We start from the raw sequence: 24,276 nt of genomic DNA, 5'->3' as shown, positions 1-24,276 counted from the left end.
CGTGTGAGCATGACCGAAGACGATCGGCCGCCCGGTGAGCGTGCGTCCGAGACGCGTAAAACGGGTGGCGATGTGGACGAGGGGTCGACGGAAGTCAGAGAGGAAGTGATGACGGAGACAGACGAGAACGGAGAAAGGGGCGGGCTATCGGACGGCGAACGGAACATACCGAAGGAAGAACTCCTGACTGGATCCCGCAGGATAGAAGGGTCGATCCGCTGGAAGTGGGGTCTCGGCGCGCTGTTCGTGGCGGCCGTCGCCGGGATCGTCGTCGGAGCGATCAGCGTGATCGTCCTCGAATGGGGACCGCTGCCGGGTGTCGGCGCGGTCGCACTCGTCGCGATTCTGGGCGTCGGACACGTCCTGTTGCTGTATCGCTCCTGGCAGTACGAGGTGCGCAAGGACGCCCTCTCTCTCGAACGTGGCGTGATTACCCACGTCAAAACGGTCGTTCCGTTCGTCCGCGTCCAGCACATCGACACGAGTCGTGGCCCGATCGACAGACTCCTCGGCCTCTCGTCGCTGGTGGTCTACACAGCCGGGTCCCGAGGGGCGGACGTGACGATCCCCGGGTTGACACCCGAGGACGCCGAGGATCTCCAGGAGCGGCTGAAGCTGCTCGCGAAGGAATCGACCGGAGACGACGCCGTCTGACCATGCGACTCGATCCACTCTCGATCCCCTACCGGATCGCGGAGAACACCACCCAGATCGCGGGGGCGATCGTCTTCGGCGCGATCGCCGGCGCCAGCGGCGGCGACTTCCTCGGGGGGATCGCCATCTTCGCCGGGATCGCCCTCTTCGGCGTTGCTCTCGTCGCCGGCTGGAACGTCGCCTACCATCGGCGGTTCAGCTACGAACTCACCGACGATACGTTCGACATCCAGTCAGGGGTCTTCTCGCGTCGTGATCGGGAGATCCCCTACTACCGCATCCAGAACGTCGATGTCCGACAGAACGTGATCCAGCGACTGCTCGGCATCGCCGAAGTCAGATTAGAGACCGCCGGCGGCGGCCAGACGGAGGCCAAACTCGAATACGTCTCCCGGAAGGAGGCCGAGCGCCTCCAGGGTGAGATCGGCCGACGGAAGCGCGCGGAGGAACGCGATCAGGAGACCACTGACGAACAGGAATCGACGACACTCTTCGCCATCACGCCCCGGGAGTTGGGCATCCTCGGGATTGTCTCGATGGATCTGCGACTCGTGCCGCTCGTGTTGGTCGCACTGTCGGTGTTCGGCCCGGCGGCCGTCGCCAACGTTCTCCCGGAAGTCGATCAACTGTTCCTGATCGGCCCGCTCGTGGGCCTGGGAACGATCGTCGTCCTGGCACTCGTCAGCGGCGCCATCTCCATGCTGCAATACTACGACTTCCAGTTGCACGCCCTGGGAGAGGAGTACCGCTACGAGCGCGGACTCCTCCAGCGGTATAGCGGGTCGATCCCCGTCGAGAAGGTCCAGACCGTCTCGATCCGGGAGAACGTGCTGGCCCGCTGGTTGGGATACGCCAGCCTGTCGATCGAGACAGCGGGATACTCGCCCGGGCAGGGATCCGGGGCGCGCTCACAGTCGGCTATCCCGATCGCCGAACGCGACCGTGTGACCGCACTCGCCAGGTCGATCGAACCGTTCGGCGACGTGACCTTCGAACGCCCGCCAAAGCGGGCGAGAGAACGCTATGCCGTCAGGTACCTGCTGGTCGCCCTGGTGGTGATCGCCGGCGCCTACGCGATGACGCTCGTCCCGGACGTCTCGGGACCGTGGTACCTGACGGCGCTGATCCTGCTGATCGTACCGATCGCAGCCCACCTCAAGTGGCGAAATCGGGGATACTTCCTCGGTGAGGACTACGTCATCACGCGAAACGGCTTCTGGTCGCGCCGAATCACGATCGTTCCCACCTACCGCGTCCAGACCGTCTTCTCCTCCCGGACGATATTCCAACGTCGTCGTCGGCTGGCTTCGGTCGTCATCGACACGGCAGGTTCGAGCAGTCTGATGGGTGACGACGCCGTCGCGGCAGACATCGACGCCGACCAGGCGGATTGGCTACGGGAAATCGTCGCAGACCGCCTCCAGGAAGCGATCGGACAGCGAAATTCGGCGGGAACGGAACGCAGTGTGACCACCTGACCGGCCTCACTGGAATACTGCGCTGAACGCGTTGACGCGTTCGTCCGGACCGGTCACGATCACTTCGTCTTCGTCCCGGAAGGTAAAGGTCGGATCGAAGTCGGCGATCAACTCGCCGTTGCGCTGGATCGCGATCACCGTACAGCCGGTCTTTGCCCTGACGTCTGCCGCCGCGAGCGACTGGCCGGCGAGAGTCCCGACCGGCAGCCGGACCACTTCGACACCTTGATCGAACGTGATGACGTCCTCTCCGAAGATCGTCGAGGCGAGCATCCGGCCGCTGACGGTCGCCAGCGCGAGGACGTAATCGGCACCGGCGCGGTAGAGTTTCTGGACGTTTCCGGTCTCGTTGGCCCGGACAATTACCTCGACGTCTGGCTGGAGATGGCGGACGACCAGCGAGGCGAACACCGCCGTGGTGTCGTCGGGCAGCGCCAGGACGACTGAACTCGCCTCGTCGATGTTCGCCTGCTGTAACGTCTCGGGATCGGTCGCATCGCCGACGATGTCGACGCCCGGCTTCTCGACGAGGTCGACGACGGTCACCGACAGTCCGGCTTGGACGACCCGCTGTTTGACCGTCGAACCAACTTCACCGTAGCCACAGACGAGGACTGGACCGCGACGCTGCCGGCGGGCCTCCGCTCTGGCGAGTTCCTGGAAGCGCTGGAGCTGAGACTCGCGACCGGCCACCAGCAGAACAGTCCGGGCGTCGATGCGATCGTCGGGCGAGGGCGAACTCACGAACGTGCCACGGAACCACGCGCCGATGACGTTCGCACCCGTCCGCTCGCGAATATTGCTCTCGCCGATAGTCGTCCCGACGAGGTCACTGCCAGCTTCGATCGGAATCTCGACGATCTCCAGTTCGTCGCCGATCTCGACGGCGTCAGAGACGTCCTCGGTGACAGTCGTCGTCGCTTTCTGAGCCAGACTCTCGCCGATCAGGTGCCGTGGCGTGAAGACCTGATCGGCCCCCGCGTATCGGTGGTAATCGGCGAGTGTCGCATCCTCGACGAACGTGAATACGTCGACTTCGGGGGCGAGCTGTTCGACCGCGAGCGCGATGGAGGCGTTGCCCTCGTCGTCGACGTCGGCGACGAGCGCCCGCGCGTTCTCGATCCCGGCATCGGAAAGCATCTCGGTCGATTCCGGGTCGCCGTGGACGACTGCTACGCCATCCTCGTAGTAGTCGGTTGCCGCGTCCCTGTCCGGTTCGATCACGACGTAGGATTCTTCGAGCATCCGTAACTCGTCGATCAGCATCTCCGTCCGAGGGGTGTACCCACAGATGACGACGTGATCGTCGGCATCCTCGATCGAGGAAGGAACGGTCGTGGTCAGCCGATCCTCGATCCAGGGCGCAACAAACAGCGGGAGGGCCATGAACACGAAGAAGACGCCAGTCGCCTGCATCCCGATCGCCAACAGCCGCATCTGTGGGGTCGTCCATGCGGCGGCGTCCTCGCCGTATCCCGTCGTCGTGAACGACTGGACTACGACCAACAGGGATTCAGTTACCGTTCGGGAGGCGTCCTCGAATATCGCCATCCCGACCGCGTAGGCCATCGTGTAGAGGATCGTCACGGCGGCAAAGGCTGCGAGATAATAGTATGCACGCCGTCGACGACTCATATCCGTATCTGCACCGGGGAGTGGGAAAACGGTTCGGTTCTACCCTTCTCGGCCAAACAGCTAAGGGAGTTCGCAGTCCCACGGTCGGTATGCGCGAACCTGTCGCCGGGGACCGGATCGCTACCGCGAGTGACTGCACCTGGAACGCGTCACAGGGGGCACGGTGACTGTGCCGGCGGTCGAGACTGACGGACTCACAAAACGGTACGACGATCTCACCGCGCTGGCGGACCTTTCGCTTTCCGTCGAATCGGGTACCCTCTTCGGGCTGCTCGGACCGAACGGGTCGGGCAAGACCACGACCATCTCGGTCTTGACGGGTCAGCGCCGGCCCGACGCCGGCACCGCCAGCGTCCTCGACATCGATCCCGTCGCGAACCCACGCGAAGTACGTTCAGCGGTGGGTATCCTGCCGGAACGGGAGGACCCTCCGAGTTTCCTCACGCCGCGTGAGTACCTCCGATTCGTCGGCGAAGTGCGGGAACTCGACGACGTCGACGAGCGGATCGAACGGTGGGCCGATCGCCTGGAGTTCGCCGAGACGCTGGACACCGTCAGCGCGGACCTCTCGGAGGGGCAACGCCAGCGCGTGATGCTCGGACAGGCGTTCGTCCACGATCCCGACCTCGTGTTCATCGACGAACCGCTGGTGAACCTCGACCCCATCCTTCAGGAACGGGTCAAACAGGAACTTCGAGCGTACTGCGACGCCGGGAACACGCTGTTCCTCTCGACGCACTTCGTCGACGTGGCCGCCGACCTCTGTGATCGTGTCGGGATCCTCGACGGCGGGCACTTGCGAGGGACCCGGGAGACGGACGGGTTCGGGGCCGACGATCTGCTGTCGTACTTCATGGAGACTGTCGAGGGCGGTGACGTCGCGACCACGGACCGGCGATCCGACTCACTCCAGACAGGGGTCAGCGAGACGACCGATGCCGGCGAGGGGGCACCTGATCCGTGAACCTGCTCGGCGCGATGCTCCGTGAGGAGTGGCGGCTGCACGCCCAGTTGTTCGGCGGGCGACGGTTCGCGGCCTTCCCGGCGGTCGTCTTCGCCATCGGGGCCGCTGGCCTGACACTGCTCGCCGAACTTGGCGTCGCTCGCGGGACTGTCGTCGGCGGGTTGCATGCCGTCGTCGCGTTTCTGGGCCTGCAAGTCGGCACGATCGGACTGGTCGGCCGTGACGCGATGCGAAACGTACTTGGGGACGTGTCGCTGCTCGTCGGAAGTTCCCGATCGTTGCCTGTCTCCTGGCGGCGGGTGCTCGCAACGTTCCTCCTCAAAGACCTGCTGTACTACGCCGGACTGATCCTCGGGCCGCTGGCGCTGGCCGACGCCGCCCGGGCGCTCTTTCGGGGGGAAAGCCTCCTCGATGTTGGTCTGTTATGGGTGACGCTCGTCTTCGCGTTCGCGATGGGCGTGACCGTGAGTCTGGCCATGATCGCGGTCGCCACGCGATCCGCGATCGCTCTCCCGGCCATCGTGGCCGCGCTCGCCGCGCTCGTCGTCGCCGGAAACGTCGATCCGATCGCGTTCACGCCGGCGGGCCTCTACGGGGATCCGTCCATCGTGAGCGTGCTGAGAGTCGCCGGCCCGATCGTCGTCAGCGGGGCGATCGCACTGGTCCTCTTCGAGCCGATCGAGACGGAGGAGGGAGCCTCTCGCGTGCCGCCGCTGCCGGTCGGCTTCGGCGTCGCCGGGCGGACACTGCGGGAGGTGGCACGGTCGAGCGGGTCAGTCTGGAAGGTGCTTTTCTCGCTGTCGCTGTTCGGCGCGATCACGGGGTGGCTGCTCGTGGCAGTCGCCGACGCTGCGGGCCTGGAACTCGCGGCCGGGATCGCGTTCGGGACACTCCTCGGACTCGGGACGTTCACGACTTACGCCTGGGTGACGCAGTTCGACGATCCGGCGGAGTTCGATCGATACCCACTCGCCCCGCGCCGACTGTTCCGCGGAAAGTTGCTCGCCTTTCTCGCGCTCGCGATCCCTGGCGGCCTCCTCGTTCTCGCGGTCGCTGCCGTCTGGTTTTCGCCGGCTTCGTTGCTGATCGGCGTCGCGATCTTCCCGGCAGTCGCGATCTACGTCTTCGGCATCTCGGCGACGGTGGCCGGCCTCTCGCCGACCGCGCTGCTGTTCGACGTGGCCCGCTTTGCCGTCTTCGGGGCGGCGATCACACTCGTGGCAGTGCCCCTGGTCGTTCTCGCGCTCGTGGCGGGGCGATACACCACGATCGCACCCGTTCTCGCGGTCGGGATTGCCACGATCGCCGCGCTCGCCGGCATCGTGCTTCTGGAGCGGGCAGGGCCGCGGTGGGAGCGACGACGGCGGTGAGTCAGTGTAATCAGCAACGGCTCTCCGGGTAGATCAGGAGAGATACCAGCCGAACAACAGCGGCGCCGCCAACAGCGTCAACGGAACGGCGATCCAGACCTGGCCCGCCAGGACGTTGTACTGTCCAAGCGTGACCGAGGCGGGTGTCCCTTCCGCGTAGCCGACCAGGAACTCGAAGCCGACGGTGAGAACCGTCCAGAGGACGCCCACGAGTAGCAATTCGATCCAGGCGTACTCGATCGTCGTCCAGCGGAAGTACCCGAAGGAGACGACGAGGATCGCACCGACAAGCAAGACCGTGCTGAGGACGTGGCCGGCGTACTCGCCGATGCGCGGGATCAATACGACCTCACGGATGCCGCCGTTCAGTACTGCGAGCACGGCCATGAGTACCCAGACGCCCAGTGGATAGAGGAAGACGGACAGTCGGATCGATCGGGAAGATGCCGCCAGAAGGAACTGTGTGGGTATCATCGGATTCTCTCGACAATCACTTCGCGAGGGGAGAATATAACTCAATACCCAGTAGCTACGACCCAAATCACTGGCACCGAATGGGGCCACACGGAACGATGGGATTGCGGTGTCGGAGACTCCGGAGCGTCCCGGCCTGGAAGAGGTCGCTCACGGCGAACATTTATCTAACGAACGACCATTATAGAAGTTGCGCACCAGCGCGTGATTTACAATGGATGGGAAACGACTCCTGATGATCGTCGGCGACTTCGGCGAGGACTACGAGATCATGGTACCGTTCCAGGCCCTACAGATGGCCGGCCACGAGGTGGATGCGGTCTGTCCCGAGAAGGAGGCAGGGGAGACGATCAAGACCGCGATCCACGACTTCCGTGGCGACCAGACCTATCTGGAGGAGCGTGGACACAACTTCGAGTTGACGGCGACGATGAGCGAGGTCGATCCAGCCGACTACGACGGCCTCGTCGTCCCGGGCGGGCGTGCGCCGGAGTATCTCCGGGGGTACGACGAGGTCATCGACGCAGTACAGCATTTCTTCGAGGCCGAAAAGCCGGTGGCGTCGATCTGTCACGGACCGCAGATCCTCGCTGCGGCCGGTGTCCTCGATGGGTACGAGATGACCGCCTACCCCGCGGTACAGGCGGAGGTCGAGGCCGCCGGCTGTTCGTGGGTCGACGGAGTCACCCGCGATCGCAACTTAGTGACCGGCCAGGCCTGGCCCGATCATCCCGAGTGGCTCGCGGAGTTCCTCGATCTGCTGGGGACGGACATCGAACACGGCGCGGTCGCGGCGGCGGACGACTGATACGGATTATTGTCGATTATTCCCGGATGACGCCGACCCGGGGGTCGACGGATACCGGTACATCACGACAATAATCCGTATGAGCGAGGACGGGGGTTCCCCGGCCGGGTTTTCAACTGATGCGGTAGCGCGGAGTCCCCCTCCTCAAGCCGTCGTAAGCCGATACACTGCCCCGGTCGATCCGGCCACCTGGGCCTGTTCGGTCGTACAGACGTAGTTCTCTCCCACCGGGTCGCGGCCGAATCCAAGCACGAACGATCCGAACTCGCCGTCCACCGGGAGCACGTCGATCTGCCAGGGCTTCTCGTCGGTAGGGGTCCCCACGAAGAGATTCCCGTCGGCCTGCCAGTCGGCGAAGACGTACCGGCCTGCCAGCCCGGGGATCGCCTCTCCGGCGTAGACGTACCCGCCAATGACCGCGACCCCGCTGATCGGCTGGCCGCTGTGGGGATACGCGATGACGGGCTCGATCAGCGGGTCACCGTCGGCGGTCTCGGTCGGGCACGACTCGGGCGGAGAACTCGGCGAGTCAGTGCTGAAGCAGTGGTCACCCTCCCGGACGTTCCACCCGTAGTTGCCGCCCGCCCGGACGTGATCGATCTCCTCGAAGCGGTTCTGACCGACGTCCGCCACGTAGAGTTCGCCCTCGTGGAAGGACATCCCCCAGGGGTTGCGAAAGCCCCAGGCGAAGTGTTCGTCCAATCCCTCGCTGCCGACGAGCGGATTGTCATCGGGGACAGCGTACGCTTCGTCGCCGGTATCCGTGACGTCGATCCGCAGGATACTCCCCAGCAAGTTCTCGGTCACGTCTTGACCGTTTCCCCCCGCGTTGTCGTCGTACCAGTCATCGACGTGTCCGTTGCCCGTGTCGTCGGCACCGCCGCCGTCGCCGACGCCGACGTAAAGGTGATCGTCGGGACCGAAAGCGATCGCACCGGCATTGTGATTACCTTGAGGTTCGGGAATTTCGAGGATCGACCGCTCGCTGTCGGGGTCGGCCACGAGGGCGTCGGGATCGATTTCGACCGACGAGAGAACGAACGTGTGCGAATAAGAATCGGGTGTCCCGTCGCGGGGCGATGCACTGTAACGGACGAACAGTCTCGGGTCGTCCGGGTAATCCGGATGGAGAGCGATCCCGAGCAACCCACGTTCCTCGTACCCCGACAGCGACACCATGCCGTCGCGAACGTCGAGAAGCGGTTGCTCGCGGAGTCGGCCGTCGGTGACGACGCGAACGACTCCCGCCTGATCGGCGACCAGAAGCGTCTCCTCGTCTAGAAACGCGAGGGCAATCGGGGCGGTGAACCCCGAAGCGACGAGTTCGACCCCGACGCTGTCGGGCAGTCCCGTCCCGTCACCCGGCGGGATCGTCCCCGATCCGTCCGCCGTGATCGTCGCTGTCGTCCGATCGGTGGTCGTCTCCGAGCGATCAGTACATCCCGCTATCCCCACGCCGAGCGCCGTGGCTCCCGATGCGAGGAGCTCGCGTCGCGTCAGTCGGGAACGCATATCACGTCCCTGGCTGTCAATCCGGTTAACGGTTGGCCAGCCGGCAGAACGCCGGGATGTCCCGATCGCTCCGGAACGGGCCCAGATCGACCAAAGAGGTAAACACCAGGCCATCGAGGGTCGAAATATGCGCGGACTCGACGACACGGATCGGGACATTCTTCGCCTGTTACTCGAAGACGCCCGGCGGCCCTACAGTGACATCGCCGACGCGGTCGACCTCTCGGCCCCGGCGGTCTCGGATCGGGTCGAACGACTCGGAGAGATCGGGTTGATCGAAGGGTTCACGCTCGACCTCGATCGGTCGATGCTCAGAGAGGGCGTCCCAGTACTGATCGAACTCCGGACGCGACCCGACACGGGAGCCGTCGCGGACGGGATCGACGAGGCGGAAGCAGTCGAACACGTCTTCCGGACGGCCGAGGGCACCGTCCTCGTGATCGCCCACGTCGATCAGCGTAACGTGAGGGAGTTCTTGGCCGAGCATGCCGACCTGGCGACAATCGAAGAGATCGACGTTCGATTGCTGGCCGACAGCGAGTGGACGCCACAGCTCGGGACGGGCGAACTCGCACCGGAGTGTGCGGAGTGCGGGAACACCGTGACGACCGAGGGAGAGACCGCGACACTGGACGGCGACGTCTATCACTTCTGCTGTCAATCCTGTCAGTCGAAGTTCGTCGACCGCTACGAGGAACTGGCCGCGGGCGTCGAGGACTGAACGACGAGTCACGAGTTACGCACACCCCGACCGCGACAGTCGTTCGCGTCGATCCTATCGATCCCAGCAGTATTGTGCGTTATTCGAACTACTAATCACTAACTGAATACCGTTGCGCTATGGCAATCACTTCAAGGTCCCGAATATAGGGGGTTGTTCAAATAACGGTCGCCTCTGTCGGAGACCTCCGACGATTTATGCCGGTGGGCAGTCCCGGAGAATATTGTGTGCTTTTTCCAAGACTATGAGAACGCTTATGTGCGAGCGGACGGTACGAACGAGCGACACCATGGCTGACGTGGATTTCCCGACACCGGAGGAAACGGCAACGGCGATCGAACCGACGACGCTCAGGTCTCGGATCGAAGAGGGGGAAGCGATCACGATCCTCGACGTTCGGATGGGCAGCGAGTACGAGGAGTGGCACATCGAGGGCGAGTCGGTCGAGGCGATCAACGTCCCGTATTACGAATTCCTCGACGACGACATCGGCGAGGACATCTTCGAATCGCTCCCGGACGACGAGGAGATCGTCGTCGTCTGTGCGAAGGGAGAGGCCAGCGATTACATCGCGGGTCTGTTGAAGGGAGAAGGCTACGACGCAGTCAACGTTGCCGAGGGCATGAACGGCTGGGCGGAGATCTACGAGGCCGTTGAAGTCACGAACTACGATGGCCAGGGGACCGTCTTCCAGTATCAACGGCCCTCCAGTGGCTGTCTGGGATACCTCGCTGTCGACGACGGTGAGGCCGCAGTGATCGACCCCCTTCGGGCGTTCACCGACCGATATCTCGAAGACGCCGCGGAACACGACGCCGACCTCGTCTACGCGCTGGACACGCACGTCCACGCCGACCACGTCTCTGGCATCCGCCCACTCGCTGCAGAGGGCGTCGAAGCCGTCCTACCAGCCGCGGCGATCGACCGGGGCGTCGAAGACACAGACGTTTTGACCGCCGCCGAAGACGGCGACGTCTTCACCGTCGGTGACGTCGAGATCGAGGCGATCCACACTCCCGGTCATACGACCGGAATGACCTCCTACCTCGTGGGTGACAGCCTCCTCGCGACCGGCGACGGGCTGTTCGTCGAAAGTGTCGCCCGCCCGGACCTGGAAGCCGGTGACGAAGGGGCCGAAGACGCCGCCCGGCAGCTCTACGAGACGCTCCAGGAGCGCATCCTGACGCTTTCCGACGACGTGCTGATCGCCGGCGGCCACACCAGCGACGCCGCCGAACCCGCCGCCGACGGTACCTACACCGCGCCGCTTGGCGACCTCCGGGACGAGATGGACGCCCTCTCGATGGACGTCGAGGACTTCGTCGAGTTGATCCTCGCGGACATGCCGCCCCGCCCGGCAAACTACGAGGACATCATCGCGACGAATCTGGGGCAGAATCAGATCGACGACGAGGAGGCCTTTCGCCTCGAACTCGGCCCGAACAACTGCGCGGCCAGCCAGGATTCACTCGCCGGAGACTGATCGACGCGCATGTTCCTCGACCCGACCGCTCTATCGCCGTTCCCGGACCTGATCGTCCTCTCGCTGTTCGAGACGCTGTTCCCCGAAGGAATTACCCGCTACGCCGTTGGCGGGCTGTTCGTCGGCCTCGGGACGGCCGTCATCTACGCCGCCACGGCCATCGCTCCCGGCGCGAGTTCCTTCCTCGAATCGACGCTGACCTACGTCTCGGATCGCTCGCGCTTTCAGCAGTACCGCGCCTCGCGTGACTGGCGGCTCGTCTTCACCGTCGGGATCGTCCTCGGGGCGGCCGTCTACGCCGTCATCTGGCAGGGCGAGGTCTGGACGACCGACGTCCAGTGGTGGCGACTGCTGGCCGGGGGGGTCCTCGTCGGCGTCGGGACGCGGATCGGCAAGGGCTGTACCTCCGGGCACGGCGTCTGCGGGATCGGCTCGCGCTCGAAGACGTCACTGGTCGGCGTGATCACCTTCCTGGCTGTCGCGATCGCGACGGCCCAGGTCGTCATGGCCCTGGGGGTGCGGCCCTGATGAGTGACGAAACGCCACGGCAGGACCCTCAGCAAAGTGGCCGGCATCCGCTGTTCATGCCGGTGATCCTCCTCGGCGGCCTGTTGTTCGGGTTCGGGCTTGCCGCGAGTCACATGGCTCGCCCTGAGGTGGTTCTGGACTTCCTGCAACTGGTCGATCTGGGTCTGCTGTTCGTGATGTTCGGCGCGGCGATCGTCTCGGGGCTCGCGTTCGCTCTCGTTCCGCAACTCCGCGAGCGTGCGCCGCTGACCGGCGACATCTACGGCCGTCGACTGAAGTCCTTCGACCGGAACGTCCTGGTCGGGGGGGTTATCTTCGGCCTGGGCTGGGGAATCTCCGGTGTCTGTCCGGGCTCCGGGTACGCCAGCCTCGGGATCGGCAACTGGCCGATCCTGATCGCCATCGGCGGGATGTTCGTCGGCGCGTATCTCCAGGGCGTCTGGCGATCACGAACGAACTGATCGCGTTCCGATTCTCTCTCACGTATGGATCCAGCCACGATCGGACTGTTCGCCGTCGCGAGCCTCGCGAGCCTGTTCATGGCGTGGGTCATCGGCGCTGGCTCCAGCGGCGCGACTCCCTTTGCCCCCGCCGTGGGTGCCAACGCCATCTCGACGCTCCGGGCGGCACTGGTCGTCGGCATCCTCGGATTTCTCGGCGCGGTGACCCAGGGCGGAAACGTCTCGGAAGCCGTCGGGAGCGGACTCGTCGATGGCGTCACGCTTCCGCCGACGGGCGTCATCGCCGTCCTGTTGATCGGTGCGGGACTGATGACGATCGGGATCAAGACGGGCTATCCGATCGCGACCGCGTTCACCGTGACTGGCGCGGTGATCGGCGTCGGGCTGGCGCTGGGCGGCGACCCGGCCTGGGCGAAGTACCGCGAAGTCGGCGCGCTGTGGGTCCTGACGCCGATCGGTGGCGGTGCTGTCGCATTTGCCATCGCACGGACGCTCCCACGTCCGGACGTTCCCGAAGACCTGAGCGTCCCCATTCTCGCCGCGCTCGTCAGTGCCGTGGTCGTGAACTTGGAGTTCGCGTTCCTCGGAAGTATAGGTGGGACCGTCGCCGCTGCCGGGGGGCGCCTGTTGCCTGTCCCCGATGCGCTTGCCGTCCCGCTGGTCACGGCGCTGGCAGGGGTCGCGAGCGCGTTCGTCGTCCGCTGGGACCTGCGCCGTGACTTGAACGGTGGGCTCCGGCGCTTTCTCCTGGCGCTCGGCTCGCTCGTGGCGTTCTCCGCGGGCGCGAGTCAGGTCGGCCTGGCCGTCGGCCCGTTGCTCCCACTCTTCGACGGCCAGTCGATCGTGCCCACGTTCGCCATCCTGCTGGGTGGCGGGCTCGGCATGCTCGTCGGTTCCTGGACCGGGGCGCCGCGGATGATCACCGCCCTCTCCCAGGAGTACGCCTCGCTGGGGCCGCGCCGCTCGATCGCGACACTGGTTCCCTCGTTTCTGATCGCCCAGCTCGCTGTCCTCCTGGGTGTACCGGTCTCGTTCAACGAAATCATCGTCAGCGGCATCGTCGGCAGCGGCCTGGCCGTCGGCGGGGCCGACGTTAGCCGCCGAAAGCTGGGGGTGACCGTCCTCGCGTGGATCGGTTCGCTCACGCTATCGTTGGGACTGGGCTATGGGACAGTACTCGTGTTTGGAATCGCGTGATACCGTCGGCTATTCCGGGTGATCCCACCGAACCACTTCAGAGAAGACGTTCGTGTACCGTGTGATGCTCCATTCAGTGGGGATATCCCCACTGAGCAGTTGGTTCTTGGGAACAACGTGAGGGAAACGGTGGCCGAGCACTGTATTCACCCTCTGTATCGGTCTCGCCAGTATTGACAGAGATGAATTCGGCGGTGGAGACAGTGCCGTCTACCGAGTCTGTCGTCAGTGCCAACCCAGCAGGAAACGAAGCCCTGAATACCGGACTGACTGATGATCGATCTGTCTCCGTCCGATTCTCGATAGTGCAACGGGGGACGATTGGCAGTTTGTCTTTTCGATTTGTGGCATAGCTATAAGTGCAACTAACCCTACTGGTAAATCATGAGTGAAACTGAAACAGAATCCGAAAAGCGTATCGAGGAAACGACCAGCTGGCCCGAGCTCGCGGTCGGCCTCTACGATAGACTGACCGGTCGGGGTGCCGAAATCGTGTACGAGTTTGAAGATATGAATGTGGCAGTTCCAAGCAAGGTTGGCGAGGACGCTGATCACGCTCACTGGCAGGTTGACGGAACGGTTCGCGTGACGACCAACGAGAGTGACTGAGCGTGGTAGCGAGCGATGATCCACTCACAACTGTTGGGGATCTCGCTCGTCGTCGTCCTGATCTCGATGTCACGGCCAATCTTTCGGTCACCGTCAATGACATTGACCTCGCAATCGGTACCGTAGGAGATCGTATTCGCGTCCAGGTTCCCTCGGTGTGGGCCGGATTCCGTCTGCTACGGAGTGAACAGGAGCGGCTACCGGGGCTCTTGCGGCTGCTCTCCGAGACTGGACAGACCGCCGAGATACGGGTCGGGAGCGCAGTGATTGCGATCGCTGGCACGGACGCCGCGCCCGGGACCCTGTCTCAACAGCTGTCTCTTGGATCGATCGAGGTTCGTTTTCAAGCACTGCTACCAGCGGTTCTGAGACTCCAGTGATTGGATTCGATCCCTCATCGGCCCTTGCCCGTGAGGAGAGCCCGGCTTGGAAGATAGCGGCCACCTGAACCGGTCGCTCGTTTGCTGAACGTAATCGCTGTATGCAGGATGGCCATGGCAGTGTCCAGAAGAATGCCTTCCGCGTTGGTCGCTTACCACTCGACAGTCAACGGAGACCATTCTGTGACGGGACGGGATCCGTCTACATTTGTGCTGTACAGATACATCGCGTCGCGGTAGTATCACGCGACGCGTTTGGGCGGAATCAGCATCACGTTGCCGTCCGCTTTCGCAACGACATCCTCAGAGACGCTACCGAGTAACAGTCGCCGTAACCGGCTGTGGCCCCGCGAGCCGACCAGCGTCGTACTCGGATCGTCCTCGTCTTCGGCGGCGAGGATCTCCTCGACGGGATCACCCTGCCGGACGTCCAGACGCGTGTCGATGTCCCACTCCTGAAGTTGGCCGGCTAGTTCGTCGAGCCGATCCCGAGGGTCGTCCTCCGGATCAGGATCGGCGGGCGTCTGGACGTGGACCAGCGTCGCTTCCTGGGTCGCGTGCCGGAGGTACGAAAACGCCTCGAAGGCTTCTCGTGCGTTTTCTGAAAAGTCAGTCGCGTATAGCATTCGCTGGAAGAGATGTTCCTCGAGCACGTCGGGATCGTCGGTCGCTCGCTGGATCCGGTTGACGAGCAGGGGTGTCACTGACGTCCGTGCGAGGTTCCGGACCGTCGAGCCGATAAAGCGGTTCTCCAAGGGACTCGAACCCCGCGACCCGACGATCGTGAGGGTCGCGCCGACGGACTCCGCGATCCCGTTGATACGGCGATGGGGCGTCCCGCGTACGACGTGCGTCTCGACCGCGAATCCCGCATCTTCGAAACTCTCCCGATAGCGGTCTAACGCCGCCCGGCGACGCTTCTCGAAGTTCATCCCTGGCATCCCGGAGTGGACGTTCGAGGGGACGACCGTCACGAGGTGAAACTCCTCGACACCGATCCGGTCTAAACACTCCAGACACGTCTCGTTGGCGACCGTGGCTTCGCTCGCTTCTGAGAGATCTGTCGCGTAGACGGCCTTCATATGGCGTACTTGGCCCCGACCCTATAATATTGCTTCGATTGTTCAATACTACTTCGTACATCAGACGGGCCTACTATCGGGAGCCAGTGCGCACACTTCGGCGTGAATACTGATGACATACCGACTGACGAATTGTGGATCGGGCCAAATAGCCGGCAAATATCTCTTATCGCCGTTTTCTGATAGACACTATCGGACGGTCCCGACCCCCCGATAACTATATCCAGATAACTTAAGAGAATATTCTCGTCGGTTACGTGGCGGATACGTGTTTGTAATATTGTGCAATATGTTCAAAAGCGTTTTACGCACCCGTGGAATAAGGAGTATTGAAGAGCCAACCATGATTCGCACACAACTGCTGTCACTGACGAGGGGAAACGCATGATCGGACTTGGATCGGGAGCCCAGATGTTGGAGGCAGCCACGCTCGTGGGCGCAGTGTTGCTCGAGGCGGGCGTCCTCTATCTGGGGTACGGCGCATTATCGAGTATCGTCGCGAAACCACTCGTCGAACGCATTCGCACTCTCTAACCCATGGAACTGTTCGGACTCGCCGCGAGCATGATCGCACTGTTCGTCGGCTTCGGTTTCATGGTCGGCGTGCTCTTTGGGTTCTTCGGGATGGGCGGGTCGTTCCTCGTGACGCCCGCGTTGATGATCATGGGCTTCGAGACGACCACGGCCGTCGGCAGCGGGATGGCCTTCGTCTTCGGGACGGCCGTCATCGCGACCCTCAAGCATCGCGACCTCGGCCAGGTCGATTACAAACTCGGCGGGCTGATGATCGTCGGGACGACAGCGGGTATCGAAGTCGGACGGATCGGGCTCTACTTCCTGCAGGACCGGGGACTGGCAGGACTGATAGTCGGCGTCACGTACGTGGTTCTGCTGGGTGGCGTCGGCCTGTTCGTTACGCGTAACGCTCTCCGTAACGACGAGGAAGAATCGATCGAAGAGCAACACGACCCCAATGGGGAGATCGATCCGGACGCGATCCCGGACATCGCGAAGACAATCCAGTCCTACACCATTCCGCCGATGATGACGATCGGGGGCGGCATCAAGGTCTCACTGTGGATGGTGCTCGGCGTCGCCTTCGCGACGGGATTGCTCTCCGGGTTTCTCGGGGTCGGCGGCGGATTCATCCGCATGCCGGCGATGTTCTACCTGATCGGCGTGCCCGTTCCGATCGCCGTCGGGACCGACCTCTTCGAGATCGTTTTCTCCGGCGGGCTCGGCTCGTTCCTCTACGGACTGGAAGGTGCCGTTGATCTCTCGATCGTCGTGCCCTTACTCGCCGGGAGCGCCCTCGGTGCCCGGATCGGTTCGACAGCCACGAGCCTGGTCGAGGAAAGCGAAATCAAGATCTACTTCGGACTGATGTTGCTCGGGGGATCAGTGGCAGTCGCACTTCGGCAACTCGGTAACGCGTATGGAATCGGCGAACTCAAGCTCGTCAGCTTTGCCCTGATTATGCTCTCGGCCCTCGCTGTCGGGAGTGCCGTCATCTACAGCGCCCTGAAAGCAATCCGAGAAGACACGAGAACGGCTGACGTCTCCCCGGCGGATTGAGGGACCACCCCCTCAAAGGTCGCCGCGACGGGCGGCCTTCCGGATGGCCGCCGCTCGCTCATCGATTGCCTCCCGCTCCGTCTCGTCTTTGTCGTCCCAGTGACTGTAGATCAGCCCCATCCGATGATTCGACCGGAGGTGCGCCTCGTTTCGGCCCAGAAAGTCCCAATACAGCGCGTTGAACGGGCAGGCGTTCTCACCGATCGTCTTGGTTTTGTGATAGGGACAACTGCCACAGTAGTCGCTCATTCGATCGACGTAATTGCTGGATGCCACGTAGGGTTTCGTCGAGAGCACGTCGCTGGCGAACGTGCCCATCCCGACGACGTTGGGCGTCGTCACCCAGTGGTAGGCATCGATGAAGGCGACGTGAAACCACTGGTTGAGCGCACGTGGATCGACGCCGAACGTCGTCGCGAAGTTCGAAAGCACCATCAGGCGCTCGATGTGGTGGGCATATCCTCGACGACGGACGCCGTCGATGACGTCGCCGAGGCAGGCCATGTCCGTCTCGCCCGTCCAGAAGAATTCGGGGAGCGGTTCGGTCGCCGCCAGTTGGTTCGCCTCGGCGAACGTGTCGCGCTCACGACGGTAGACGTGACGCATGAACTCCCGCCAACCCAGCACTTGCCGGACGAATCCCTCGACGCTGTTGAGCGGCGCATTACCGTTCTCGTAGGTGTCGATCGCCCGATCGATCACCTCTGCGGGGTGAAGTAGTCCGAGGTTCAGGCTGGTCGAAAGCAACGAGTGGCTCATCGCCCACGACTCTCGCCGCATGGCGTCCTGGTACGGCCCGAACGCCGTGAAGCGATTCCGACAGAAGTCCGCGAGCACTTCGAGTGCCTGCTCACGCGTCACCGGCCATCGAAACGGATCCGGGTCGGCCCATGATCCGCCATAGGGTGGTTCGTCGTAGTCGCCGTCGAACCGGTCGGCCACCCATTCGTCCACCTCCCGAGTTGTCTCGTCCGGTTCGAACGCGGGCGGGTCGGGTGGCTCCCAGTCGTCGGGCGGCGTCTCGCGGTTGTCCTCGTCGTAGTTCCACTCGCCGCCGACCGGGTCGCCGTCGTCCATCAGAATGCCAGTTTCCCGGCGCATGTGCCGGTAAAAATCTTCGTGGCGGTAGGTGTCGACGTTCCGGCCGTCTACCCAGTCGTCGAACTGCTCGGACGAACAGCAAAACAGCGGATTCGCTACGACATCCAGCGACCCACCACGCTTCTCGACGAGTTCCCGGAGCCGGTCGGTCCTGCCACCTGCCGGGCGCATTATGGTTAGGTCGTCTTCGGAATAATCAACGAAATGTGCCTCAAGACCGTCGCCGAACGTCTCGACCTGATAGTAGTGGACATCTCGACCTTCGTCCCGGAGTTCGTCCCGGAAGTGTCGCATCGCGCTGAACACGAGCGTGAGCTTGTGGGGATGGTAGGGGAGGCGTTCAGCGAAGGCGTAGGCCTCGATCAGCAAGACCGGTTCGTCCGGCCGTTTGGCAACGGGGCCGTGTTCGCGGGTGAGTTGATCGCCAAGCACCCAGACGGTCACAGGGCCGACCTCCTGAAGAGCATGGACGCTCTGTTCGTACTGATGGTGTGTAAAGGCATGTTTCGGTCGGGTCAGCCCGGACCCACTGTCGTTCGCCGGAGAACGGACGCGGCGGGAGTTCGTCAAACATCGCGAGGCGAACGTCGATAGACGAGCGAAGCGAGTCTATCGGGACTGAGCGAACGCGGAGCGTTCGGGAAGGTCGCCGCGTTCGTCGTGTGTGACGAGCGGACGCGAGGAACCGCGACGGACGCGGCGGGAGTGAGCAAACGCGAAGCGTTTGCGATCTACGCCGCGGCCGCTTCGCTCCTCCCTGCGGTCGTCGCTACGGACGCGGCGGGATTCGAACCCGATGGCGAGACTCGCTGCGCTCGCGGCTTCACCGCTCGCCTTACGAGACGCTCCTTCCAGTCCCGTCTCGCCCCGCTCGTCTCGCGTGTTTCGAATCTCTTGGTCCTCCGCTCCTCCCTGCGGTCGTCGCTACGGACGCGGCGGGATTCGAACCCGCGATCGAGGGGTTAGGAACCCCTCGCCCTGTCCCCTAGGCCACGCGTCCTGTCGCGTGGTACACCTGGCTGGAGAAAAACCGTTGTGATCCGCCCTCAAAACGCGGGGACCTATTTGGAGGTCGTGTCCGTTTCAGTGGCGTCGGTACCGGCGTCCGCCGTCTCCGTACTCGTCCTGGCCGTCTCCGTACTCGGCGTCCCCTCGCTCGCAGGGCTGGACTCCGCCGTGGGACCTTCTCCCTCTTTCATCTCTTCGAGTTCCTCCTCGACCTGCTGGCGGCCCTTCTGGAACTCGCCCATGGCCTGACCCGTCGACCGGGCGAGTTTGGGGATCTTGTTCGCGCCGAACAGGAGCACTGCCAACAGCAGGATCAACAGTACTTCGGGCCCGCCCGGGATGCCACCGAGTTGTAAGATCAATCCATCGATCATCGCTACCTGGGACTTACCTACTGTCTATTATAGTCTTTTTGCTCCGCTTAACCCCAACGGAGTCCACCGACGGTTCGGGACGGCCGTTACACCTATTGTCGCGAGCGGTACATCTTTTGGGTCGTCACTCCTACTCGGGGGTGCAATGGTTACCGAAGGCGACACAGCCCCCGACTTCACCGCACCGCTCGCGAACGGCGATGTCGACTCGTTCACGCTCTCGGAGAATCTCGACGACGCCCCACTCGTCCTGGCGTTCTTCCCGGGCGCGTTCACCAGCGTCTGCAGCCACGAGATGGCCGCGTTCCGCGACCGTATCGAGGAGGTCGAGGATGCCGGCGCGACGCTGTACGGCATCAGCGTCGACTCGCCGTTCGCACTCAACGAGTTCCGCGACAAACTCGAACTGCCCTTCGACCTGATCAGCGACGCCGAGAAGGAGATCGTCGAGGACTACGACCTCACAATGGACTTCGACGAACTCGGCGTCTACGACGTCGCCAAGCGCTCGGTGTTCATCGTCGACGGGGACGGCGAGATCACCTACGCGTGGGTCAGCGACGATCCGGGCGTCGAACCGGACTACGACGAGGTACTTGAGGCCGCAGCCGACGCAGCCTGATCGGCGCGGAACCCGACCGACTTTTCTCGATCCGGCCGCTTTCACCCGTATGAGCGACGCGACAGACACGGGCACGGGTGAGGACGGCGAGTCCGAGGGGCGGATCTACGACCCCGAAGCCGAACACACGTTCCCGGACGAGCGACTCAACGAGGTCCTGAAGTACGTGACCGAAGATCGCGAGATCCAGGCATATCTGGCCGCCCAGAACGTCAACCCAGTAGCGCGCAAACAGTACAACGACCACGGCGAGAAACACGTCGAGATCGTCCGCAACCGGGCGCTATGTCTCTACGACTTGTTGAAACAGGGTGGCGTCACGTTCAACGGGGCACGCGAACAGGGTCTCGATGAGGTTGATGAACCCGTCATCGTCGCGTTAGCGGCGACGTTACACGACATCGGACACGTCGTCCACCGTGACGACCACCCCTATTACTCGATCCCGCTGGCCGCGGATCTGCTCGATCGGATCCTCCCGGAGTTGCCCTTCTACGACGTGGCCGAGGCGGTCCGCGTCAAGAGCGAGGTCCTCCACGCGATCCTCTGTCATCACACCGAGGAAGAGCCGCTGACGCTCGAAGCCGGTGTCGTTCGGGTAGCCGACGCCCTCGACATGGAGAGTGGCCGCTCGCGTATCCCGTACGAACACGGCGGACGTGGGATCAACACCGTTTCCAGTCAGGCGATCGAAGCGGTCAACCTCCGGACCGGCGACGGAACGCCCGTCCTGGTCGAGATCGAGATGACCAACGCAGCCGGCGTCTATCAGGTTGACAACCTCCTGAAGGCCAAACTGCAGGATTCGGGACTGGAAGAGTTCCTCCGGATCGTCGCGATAAACACCCGCGAGGACGCGGATCGGATCGTCGAGCGGATCGAGTTGTGAGGCGGTCAGCTCCCGGATCGGACACCGGACGGTTTTAGGGCGTCCGGGTTCTCTATTCCATTGTTATGGGCTTTGGTAGCTACGATGAATCCGAACAGGAGAACCAGGCCAGCGGGGCAGACATCGACGACAGCGAGAGCGTCGACGTCGACGCGACCGACCACGACGGCGAGGTCAGCTTCGAGGCCAACGCTTCCCAGGATGAACTCCTGGACAAACTCCAGGACATGAAGGACTGACGCGGCCGAGAGCTCTCTCCGTTCTCTACTCGGAGGACTCTTCTTTCTTTACTCGGTTTCGTATCCGTCCGCGAGCGAGTCGAGCGTTTCGTGATGTTCGGTCGTGTGCGGTGCAGTCAGCGGCGAGACGCTGACTCGCCCCTCGACGACAGCTCGGCGATCGGTCCCATCGGGATCGGGGATGGTCCCGTCGGCCATCCACTCCCAGATCCGGTCGTGGAGTTCGATCTCCCCGTCGTCCCTGGTCGCACCCATCTCGTAGACGTGGGACGGTTCCGTGATCTCCATGGGCGCAGTCGCCTCGCCGTTCTCGGCGAGCGGCGCGTTGACGTTGAGGTAGTCGGCTTGCTCGAAGACACCGGCTTCAGGTGCGCGCTCGACCAGATAGCGGGCCACACGGGTCGCGTTGGCGTAGGAGGCTGGCTCCTCGGTCAGTGGCTCCCACTTCTCGTCGTCCCGCACGGGGACGTACATCGAGACAGCGACGGCAGGGACGTCGAAGAACGTGGCTTCGACGGCCGCGCTAACCGTGCCAGACCGACCGAGGACGTACGCGCCGAGGTTGGCACCGTCGTTGCACCCGGCCACGACGACGTCCGTTTCGGGAACGAGAACCTCCAGCCCGGCGACGACGCAGTCTGCCGGCGTCCCGTCGATCGCGTAGCCCAGTTCGTGTTCGCTCACCCCGACGTTCGAAGAGATCGATCGACCGACGGCACTCCGGTCGTCGGCCGGCGCGACAGCTGTCACGTTGCCGATAGTCGAAAGTGTCTCGTAGAGTGCGCCCAGGCCGACGCTGTCGATCCCGTCGTCGTTGGTCAGTAGGATCGTCGGCTCCTCGTCCATGGACGGTCTCCGGTCCTGGCGGGCAAAAGGCTGTCCTCGCTCGATCGTGAGCCGAGTGACCATACAGCGTCCGAGCCGGCCTCACACTGGAATCCGCTCGACGACCGTCTCGGCCTCGACGACCAGGTTGTAAGCGCCCTCGTCGTCGTTCCACAGTGCCAGGACGTTCTCGAAGGACAGAAGGTCGCCGTACTCGCTCGCCGCAAGATCCTCGTTGAGAACGGACTCGCGGGTTAACACGGCGAAGTGGTCGATCCGCTCGCTGCCGTCGCCGACGAGAAAGACCGGATTGGCGTCGGGATCGTCGCGCAGGTCCGGGCTGAGCTTGATCCCCACGACGTTGATCCTGTCTGTGACGTATCCCTCCGCGTCGGCCATCCTGGCGATGCGAGACTGATCAGGTACGTATTCTATCGCTTGCTCGTCGTCTTTCCGGAGGATCGAGTAGGCGTACTGGACGTCGACGTTGACGAACTCGCCGGGTTCGTGATCGGGATCGTCGCAAGCTTCGTCGAGACGCCCCTGGAAGGGTGGGACGCCGAAGTCGGTCTTGCGGGTGAACGACCAGCACTCGCCGGACGGCGTCTCCTCTGACCAGAGGCGGACTGTCGGTGCATAGACCGTGTAGGTGCCCTCGACAGCGCGTTCGACTTCCCGGAGACCGGTCGCCGTCCGTCTATCCGCCGGAGAGAGAGCCAGGATCGACCCGTCCTCCGCAAGCGCGTCCGCGTAGCGGCTGAGGACGCTCGCCGGGTCATCCAGTTCGTCGAGGACGTTCGCGAAGACGATCAGGTCGAACTCCCCCTCGGGTTCGAAGGTTTCGGCGCGATCTCTGTGGATCGTCGTGTGGGCGTTCGGTCCCGTCTGCACGAGCATCTCTTCGAAGATCGTCGCGGCGCCGTCGCCGGGCTCGACGGCGTGATACTCCACGATTCCGCCGGCACCGGTGACGATATCGAGCAGTCCGAGCGCGGGGCCACCGACCCCTGCGCCAACGTCCAGAACACGAAGCTGGGACGGGACCCGATCGTCTTCCAGCAAGGGAGCGAGGGCGTACTGCCCGACGGCGTAGTAGTCCGGTAGATGATAGACGGCGTAGGCCAGGGCGGTGAGACAGTCGTACTCGACGGTCGCGTCGTCGAGGTAGGCGGCCTTGACCTCGCGGATCCGCGCGCGGAGTCGATCGCCCGGCCCACCCTCTGGCCAACCGGCACCGAACTCGGCGACGAGCAGGTTCTCGAGAACGCGAACGTAGCGTTCGGGAAACGCTTCGACGTGATCGACCGACGCATCGAGCGGGCCCTCCGGCGCGGGAACGAACGTCCCGTCCTCGCGTTCGCGCAGTCCCAGGTCGAATGCTTCCTCCCGTAACGTCCGCTTGATCACGCCCGGGTGGGGCTGTCCCTCGACGTATTCCTGGATCTCCTCGGGATCGACCGGCCGGACGTTCCGGAGGTACTTCGCCGTATCCACGATCGCCTGTCGCTGGTCACTCATCGTCGGGGTGACTCCGGCGCGTGGCCTGTTCGTACAGTGTCTCGAACGTCTCGTCGTCGGCTGCAGCCAGTCGCTTGGCGGCCGCGGCCACGTCGTCGGCACCCTCGAAGGCGGCCTGGATGTCGGCGTAAACGCGGGCCTCCCCGCCGGTCACGCTCTCCAGGAGGTCGAAGAGAGTGGCAGAGATCGGCGTCTGGAATCGCTCGGGGACCGGCTCGGCGGCCAGTCCGAACGCAAGGATCGCGGCGTGAACACGGGCCTGGACGGTCTCCATCGCCGCGTCGTGTTCGGCCGATGTCGTCTCGAAGAGGTCGTTGCCGGCCGCCGAAAGCGCCGCGCGGACGCGGTCGGTGACTGGCCCCGATTCGTCGGCGACCAGCGGAACGTTCCCGGGCGCGTTCGCCGGCGCAAAGAGCGGATGGAAGCTCACGCACTCGCGGTCGGGGGCGTGCTCGGCCATCGCCGCGACGGGATCGGCCATGACGCCCGCGAGGTCACAGATCCCCTTCCTGGCTTTCGGTGCGTGGGTCTCGATCATGTCGGCGGTCGCCGGGATCGGGACGGCCACACAGACGAGGTCGAAGCTCTCGTCGGTGTCGGGAGCGACCGCTCGACTGTCGAATGCTTCGGCTGCGGCGCGGGCGACAGCGGGATCCACGTCGGTGAAGGCGACGGCAAGCCGATCCTCAAGGTGATCGTCGAGCGTGCGGGCGAACCACCGTCCCATCTCCCCCGCACCGACGACGAGTAGGTCCATATCCCAGCGTAC

25 protein-coding genes and 1 tRNA gene are annotated in these 24,276 nt (G+C 63.8%); 16 read left to right on the top strand and 10 right to left on the bottom strand.

Annotated elements, in window-relative coordinates; all coding sequences use genetic code 11:
* The first annotated feature begins 108 nt into the window (after positions 1-108).
* Together E3374_RS17955 and E3374_RS04530 are read left to right on the top strand one after the other, a co-directional pair.
* Positions 109-654, top strand: coding sequence for a PH domain-containing protein (locus E3374_RS17955; protein ID WP_211194912.1), 546 nt, complete (start codon positions 109-111; stop codon positions 652-654).
* Positions 655-656: 2 nt separating this feature from the next.
* On the top strand, positions 657-2,132 hold the full coding sequence (locus tag E3374_RS04530) for a PH domain-containing protein (protein WP_136687838.1): 1,476 nt from the start codon (positions 657-659) through the stop codon (positions 2,130-2,132).
* A 6-nt stretch (positions 2,133-2,138) separates the two neighbouring features.
* On the opposite strand, the gene E3374_RS04525 is transcribed toward E3374_RS04530, so the two are convergent.
* Positions 2,139-3,767: a potassium channel family protein gene (locus E3374_RS04525; RefSeq protein ID WP_136687837.1), complete on the bottom strand. Its 1,629-nt coding sequence runs from the start codon at positions 3,765-3,767 to the stop codon at positions 2,139-2,141.
* Between the two features lie 169 nt (positions 3,768-3,936).
* Here E3374_RS04525 and E3374_RS04520 point away from each other — a divergent pair, with 169 nt between their 5' ends.
* Positions 3,937-4,731: an ABC transporter ATP-binding protein gene (locus E3374_RS04520; protein ID WP_136687881.1), complete on the top strand. Its 795-nt coding sequence runs from the start codon at positions 3,937-3,939 to the stop codon at positions 4,729-4,731.
* On the top strand, positions 4,728-6,101 hold the full coding sequence (locus tag E3374_RS04515) for a hypothetical protein (protein ID WP_248299383.1): 1,374 nt from the start codon (positions 4,728-4,730) through the stop codon (positions 6,099-6,101). The genes E3374_RS04520 and E3374_RS04515 overlap by 4 nt, the downstream gene beginning before the upstream one ends.
* A 33-nt stretch (positions 6,102-6,134) precedes the next feature.
* On the opposite strand, the gene E3374_RS04510 is transcribed toward E3374_RS04515, so the two are convergent.
* Positions 6,135-6,575, bottom strand: coding sequence for a hypothetical protein (locus E3374_RS04510; protein ID WP_136687836.1), 441 nt, complete (start codon positions 6,573-6,575; stop codon positions 6,135-6,137).
* Positions 6,576-6,789: 214 nt separating this feature from the next.
* On the opposite strand from E3374_RS04510, the gene E3374_RS04505 reads away from it, so the two are divergent.
* Positions 6,790-7,383, top strand: a complete 594-nt coding sequence (locus tag E3374_RS04505; RefSeq protein ID WP_136687835.1) for a DJ-1/PfpI family protein — start codon at positions 6,790-6,792, stop codon at positions 7,381-7,383.
* Positions 7,384-7,527: 144 nt separating this feature from the next.
* Here E3374_RS04505 and E3374_RS04500 read toward each other — a convergent pair whose 3' ends face one another.
* On the bottom strand, positions 7,528-8,895 hold the full coding sequence (locus E3374_RS04500) for a PQQ-dependent sugar dehydrogenase (protein WP_136687834.1): 1,368 nt from the start codon (positions 8,893-8,895) through the stop codon (positions 7,528-7,530).
* 127 nt (positions 8,896-9,022) lie between these two features.
* Between E3374_RS04500 and E3374_RS04495 the strand changes: the two genes are divergently transcribed.
* The 6 genes from E3374_RS04495 (at position 9,023) to E3374_RS04470 (ending at position 13,894) form a co-directional block, all read left to right on the top strand.
* Positions 9,023-9,616, top strand: a complete 594-nt coding sequence (locus E3374_RS04495; protein ID WP_136687833.1) for an AsnC family transcriptional regulator — start codon at positions 9,023-9,025, stop codon at positions 9,614-9,616.
* Positions 9,617-9,905: 289 nt separating this feature from the next.
* Complete coding sequence (locus E3374_RS04490; RefSeq protein WP_136687832.1) at positions 9,906-11,099, top strand: MBL fold metallo-hydrolase; 1,194 nt, start codon at positions 9,906-9,908, stop codon at positions 11,097-11,099.
* Between the two features lie 9 nt (positions 11,100-11,108).
* Positions 11,109-11,627: a YeeE/YedE family protein gene (locus E3374_RS04485; RefSeq protein ID WP_136687831.1), complete on the top strand. Its 519-nt coding sequence runs from the start codon at positions 11,109-11,111 to the stop codon at positions 11,625-11,627.
* On the top strand, positions 11,627-12,088 hold the full coding sequence (locus E3374_RS04480) for a YeeE/YedE family protein (protein ID WP_136687830.1): 462 nt from the start codon (positions 11,627-11,629) through the stop codon (positions 12,086-12,088). Before E3374_RS04485 ends, E3374_RS04480 begins: the two co-directional genes overlap by 1 nt.
* A 24-nt stretch (positions 12,089-12,112) precedes the next feature.
* Positions 12,113-13,285 carry an inorganic phosphate transporter gene (locus tag E3374_RS04475; protein ID WP_136687829.1) on the top strand — a complete coding sequence of 391 codons (1,173 nt, stop codon included), beginning with the start codon at positions 12,113-12,115 and terminating at the stop codon, positions 13,283-13,285.
* Positions 13,286-13,669: 384 nt separating this feature from the next.
* Positions 13,670-13,894 (top strand): hypothetical protein, encoded by a 225-nt coding sequence (locus E3374_RS04470; protein WP_136687828.1) that lies wholly within the window; start codon positions 13,670-13,672, stop codon positions 13,892-13,894.
* Positions 13,895-14,516: 622 nt separating this feature from the next.
* Here E3374_RS04470 and E3374_RS04465 read toward each other — a convergent pair.
* Positions 14,517-15,356 (bottom strand): universal stress protein, encoded by an 840-nt coding sequence (locus E3374_RS04465; RefSeq protein WP_136687827.1) that lies wholly within the window; start codon positions 15,354-15,356, stop codon positions 14,517-14,519.
* A 384-nt stretch (positions 15,357-15,740) separates the two neighbouring features.
* Here E3374_RS04465 and E3374_RS17045 point away from each other — a divergent pair, with 384 nt between their 5' ends.
* Positions 15,741-15,890 carry a DUF7512 family protein gene (locus E3374_RS17045; RefSeq protein WP_169051771.1) on the top strand — a complete coding sequence of 50 codons (150 nt, stop codon included), beginning with the start codon at positions 15,741-15,743 and terminating at the stop codon, positions 15,888-15,890.
* A gap of 3 nt (positions 15,891-15,893) precedes the next feature.
* A complete protein-coding gene (locus E3374_RS04460; protein WP_136687826.1) occupies positions 15,894-16,931 on the top strand; it encodes a sulfite exporter TauE/SafE family protein in 1,038 nt (345 codons plus the stop codon).
* 12 nt (positions 16,932-16,943) lie between these two features.
* Here E3374_RS04460 and E3374_RS04455 read toward each other — a convergent pair whose 3' ends face one another.
* The 3 genes from E3374_RS04455 to tatA form a co-directional block, all read right to left on the bottom strand.
* Complete coding sequence (locus E3374_RS04455) at positions 16,944-18,476, bottom strand: cryptochrome/photolyase family protein (RefSeq protein WP_136687825.1); 1,533 nt, start codon at positions 18,474-18,476, stop codon at positions 16,944-16,946.
* A gap of 483 nt (positions 18,477-18,959) precedes the next feature.
* A tRNA-Arg gene (locus E3374_RS04450) sits at positions 18,960-19,032 on the bottom strand.
* Positions 19,033-19,093: 61 nt separating this feature from the next.
* Positions 19,094-19,414, bottom strand: a complete 321-nt coding sequence (gene tatA / locus E3374_RS04445; protein WP_136687824.1) for a twin-arginine translocase TatA/TatE family subunit — start codon at positions 19,412-19,414, stop codon at positions 19,094-19,096.
* A gap of 145 nt (positions 19,415-19,559) precedes the next feature.
* Between tatA and E3374_RS04440 the strand changes: the two genes are divergently transcribed.
* The 3 genes from E3374_RS04440 (at position 19,560) to E3374_RS04430 (ending at position 21,164) form a co-directional block, all read left to right on the top strand.
* Positions 19,560-20,036: a redoxin domain-containing protein gene (locus E3374_RS04440; RefSeq protein WP_136687823.1), complete on the top strand. Its 477-nt coding sequence runs from the start codon at positions 19,560-19,562 to the stop codon at positions 20,034-20,036.
* Between the two features lie 49 nt (positions 20,037-20,085).
* Complete coding sequence (locus E3374_RS04435) at positions 20,086-20,925, top strand: HD domain-containing protein (protein WP_136687822.1); 840 nt, start codon at positions 20,086-20,088, stop codon at positions 20,923-20,925.
* Positions 20,926-20,990: 65 nt separating this feature from the next.
* On the top strand, positions 20,991-21,164 hold the full coding sequence (locus E3374_RS04430; protein ID WP_136687821.1) for a DUF5786 family protein: 174 nt from the start codon (positions 20,991-20,993) through the stop codon (positions 21,162-21,164).
* Positions 21,165-21,212: 48 nt separating this feature from the next.
* Here E3374_RS04430 and surE read toward each other — a convergent pair whose 3' ends face one another.
* The 3 genes from surE to E3374_RS04415 form a co-directional block, all read right to left on the bottom strand.
* Positions 21,213-22,010 carry a 5'/3'-nucleotidase SurE gene (gene surE, locus E3374_RS04425; RefSeq protein ID WP_136687820.1) on the bottom strand — a complete coding sequence of 266 codons (798 nt, stop codon included), beginning with the start codon at positions 22,008-22,010 and terminating at the stop codon, positions 21,213-21,215.
* Positions 22,011-22,091: 81 nt separating this feature from the next.
* A complete protein-coding gene (locus tag E3374_RS04420; protein ID WP_136687819.1) occupies positions 22,092-23,507 on the bottom strand; it encodes a methyltransferase domain-containing protein in 1,416 nt (471 codons plus the stop codon).
* Positions 23,500-24,264: a prephenate dehydrogenase/arogenate dehydrogenase family protein gene (locus tag E3374_RS04415; RefSeq protein WP_136687818.1), complete on the bottom strand. Its 765-nt coding sequence runs from the start codon at positions 24,262-24,264 to the stop codon at positions 23,500-23,502. The genes E3374_RS04420 and E3374_RS04415 overlap by 8 nt, the downstream gene beginning before the upstream one ends.
* Positions 24,265-24,276: the final 12 nt, after the last annotated feature.

The sequence above is a fragment of the Halorhabdus amylolytica genome (genome assembly GCF_004944975.1).
GTDB lineage: Archaea > Halobacteriota > Halobacteria > Halobacteriales > Haloarculaceae > Halorhabdus > Halorhabdus amylolytica.
This window is presented reverse-complemented; position numbering and strand designations above follow the sequence as displayed.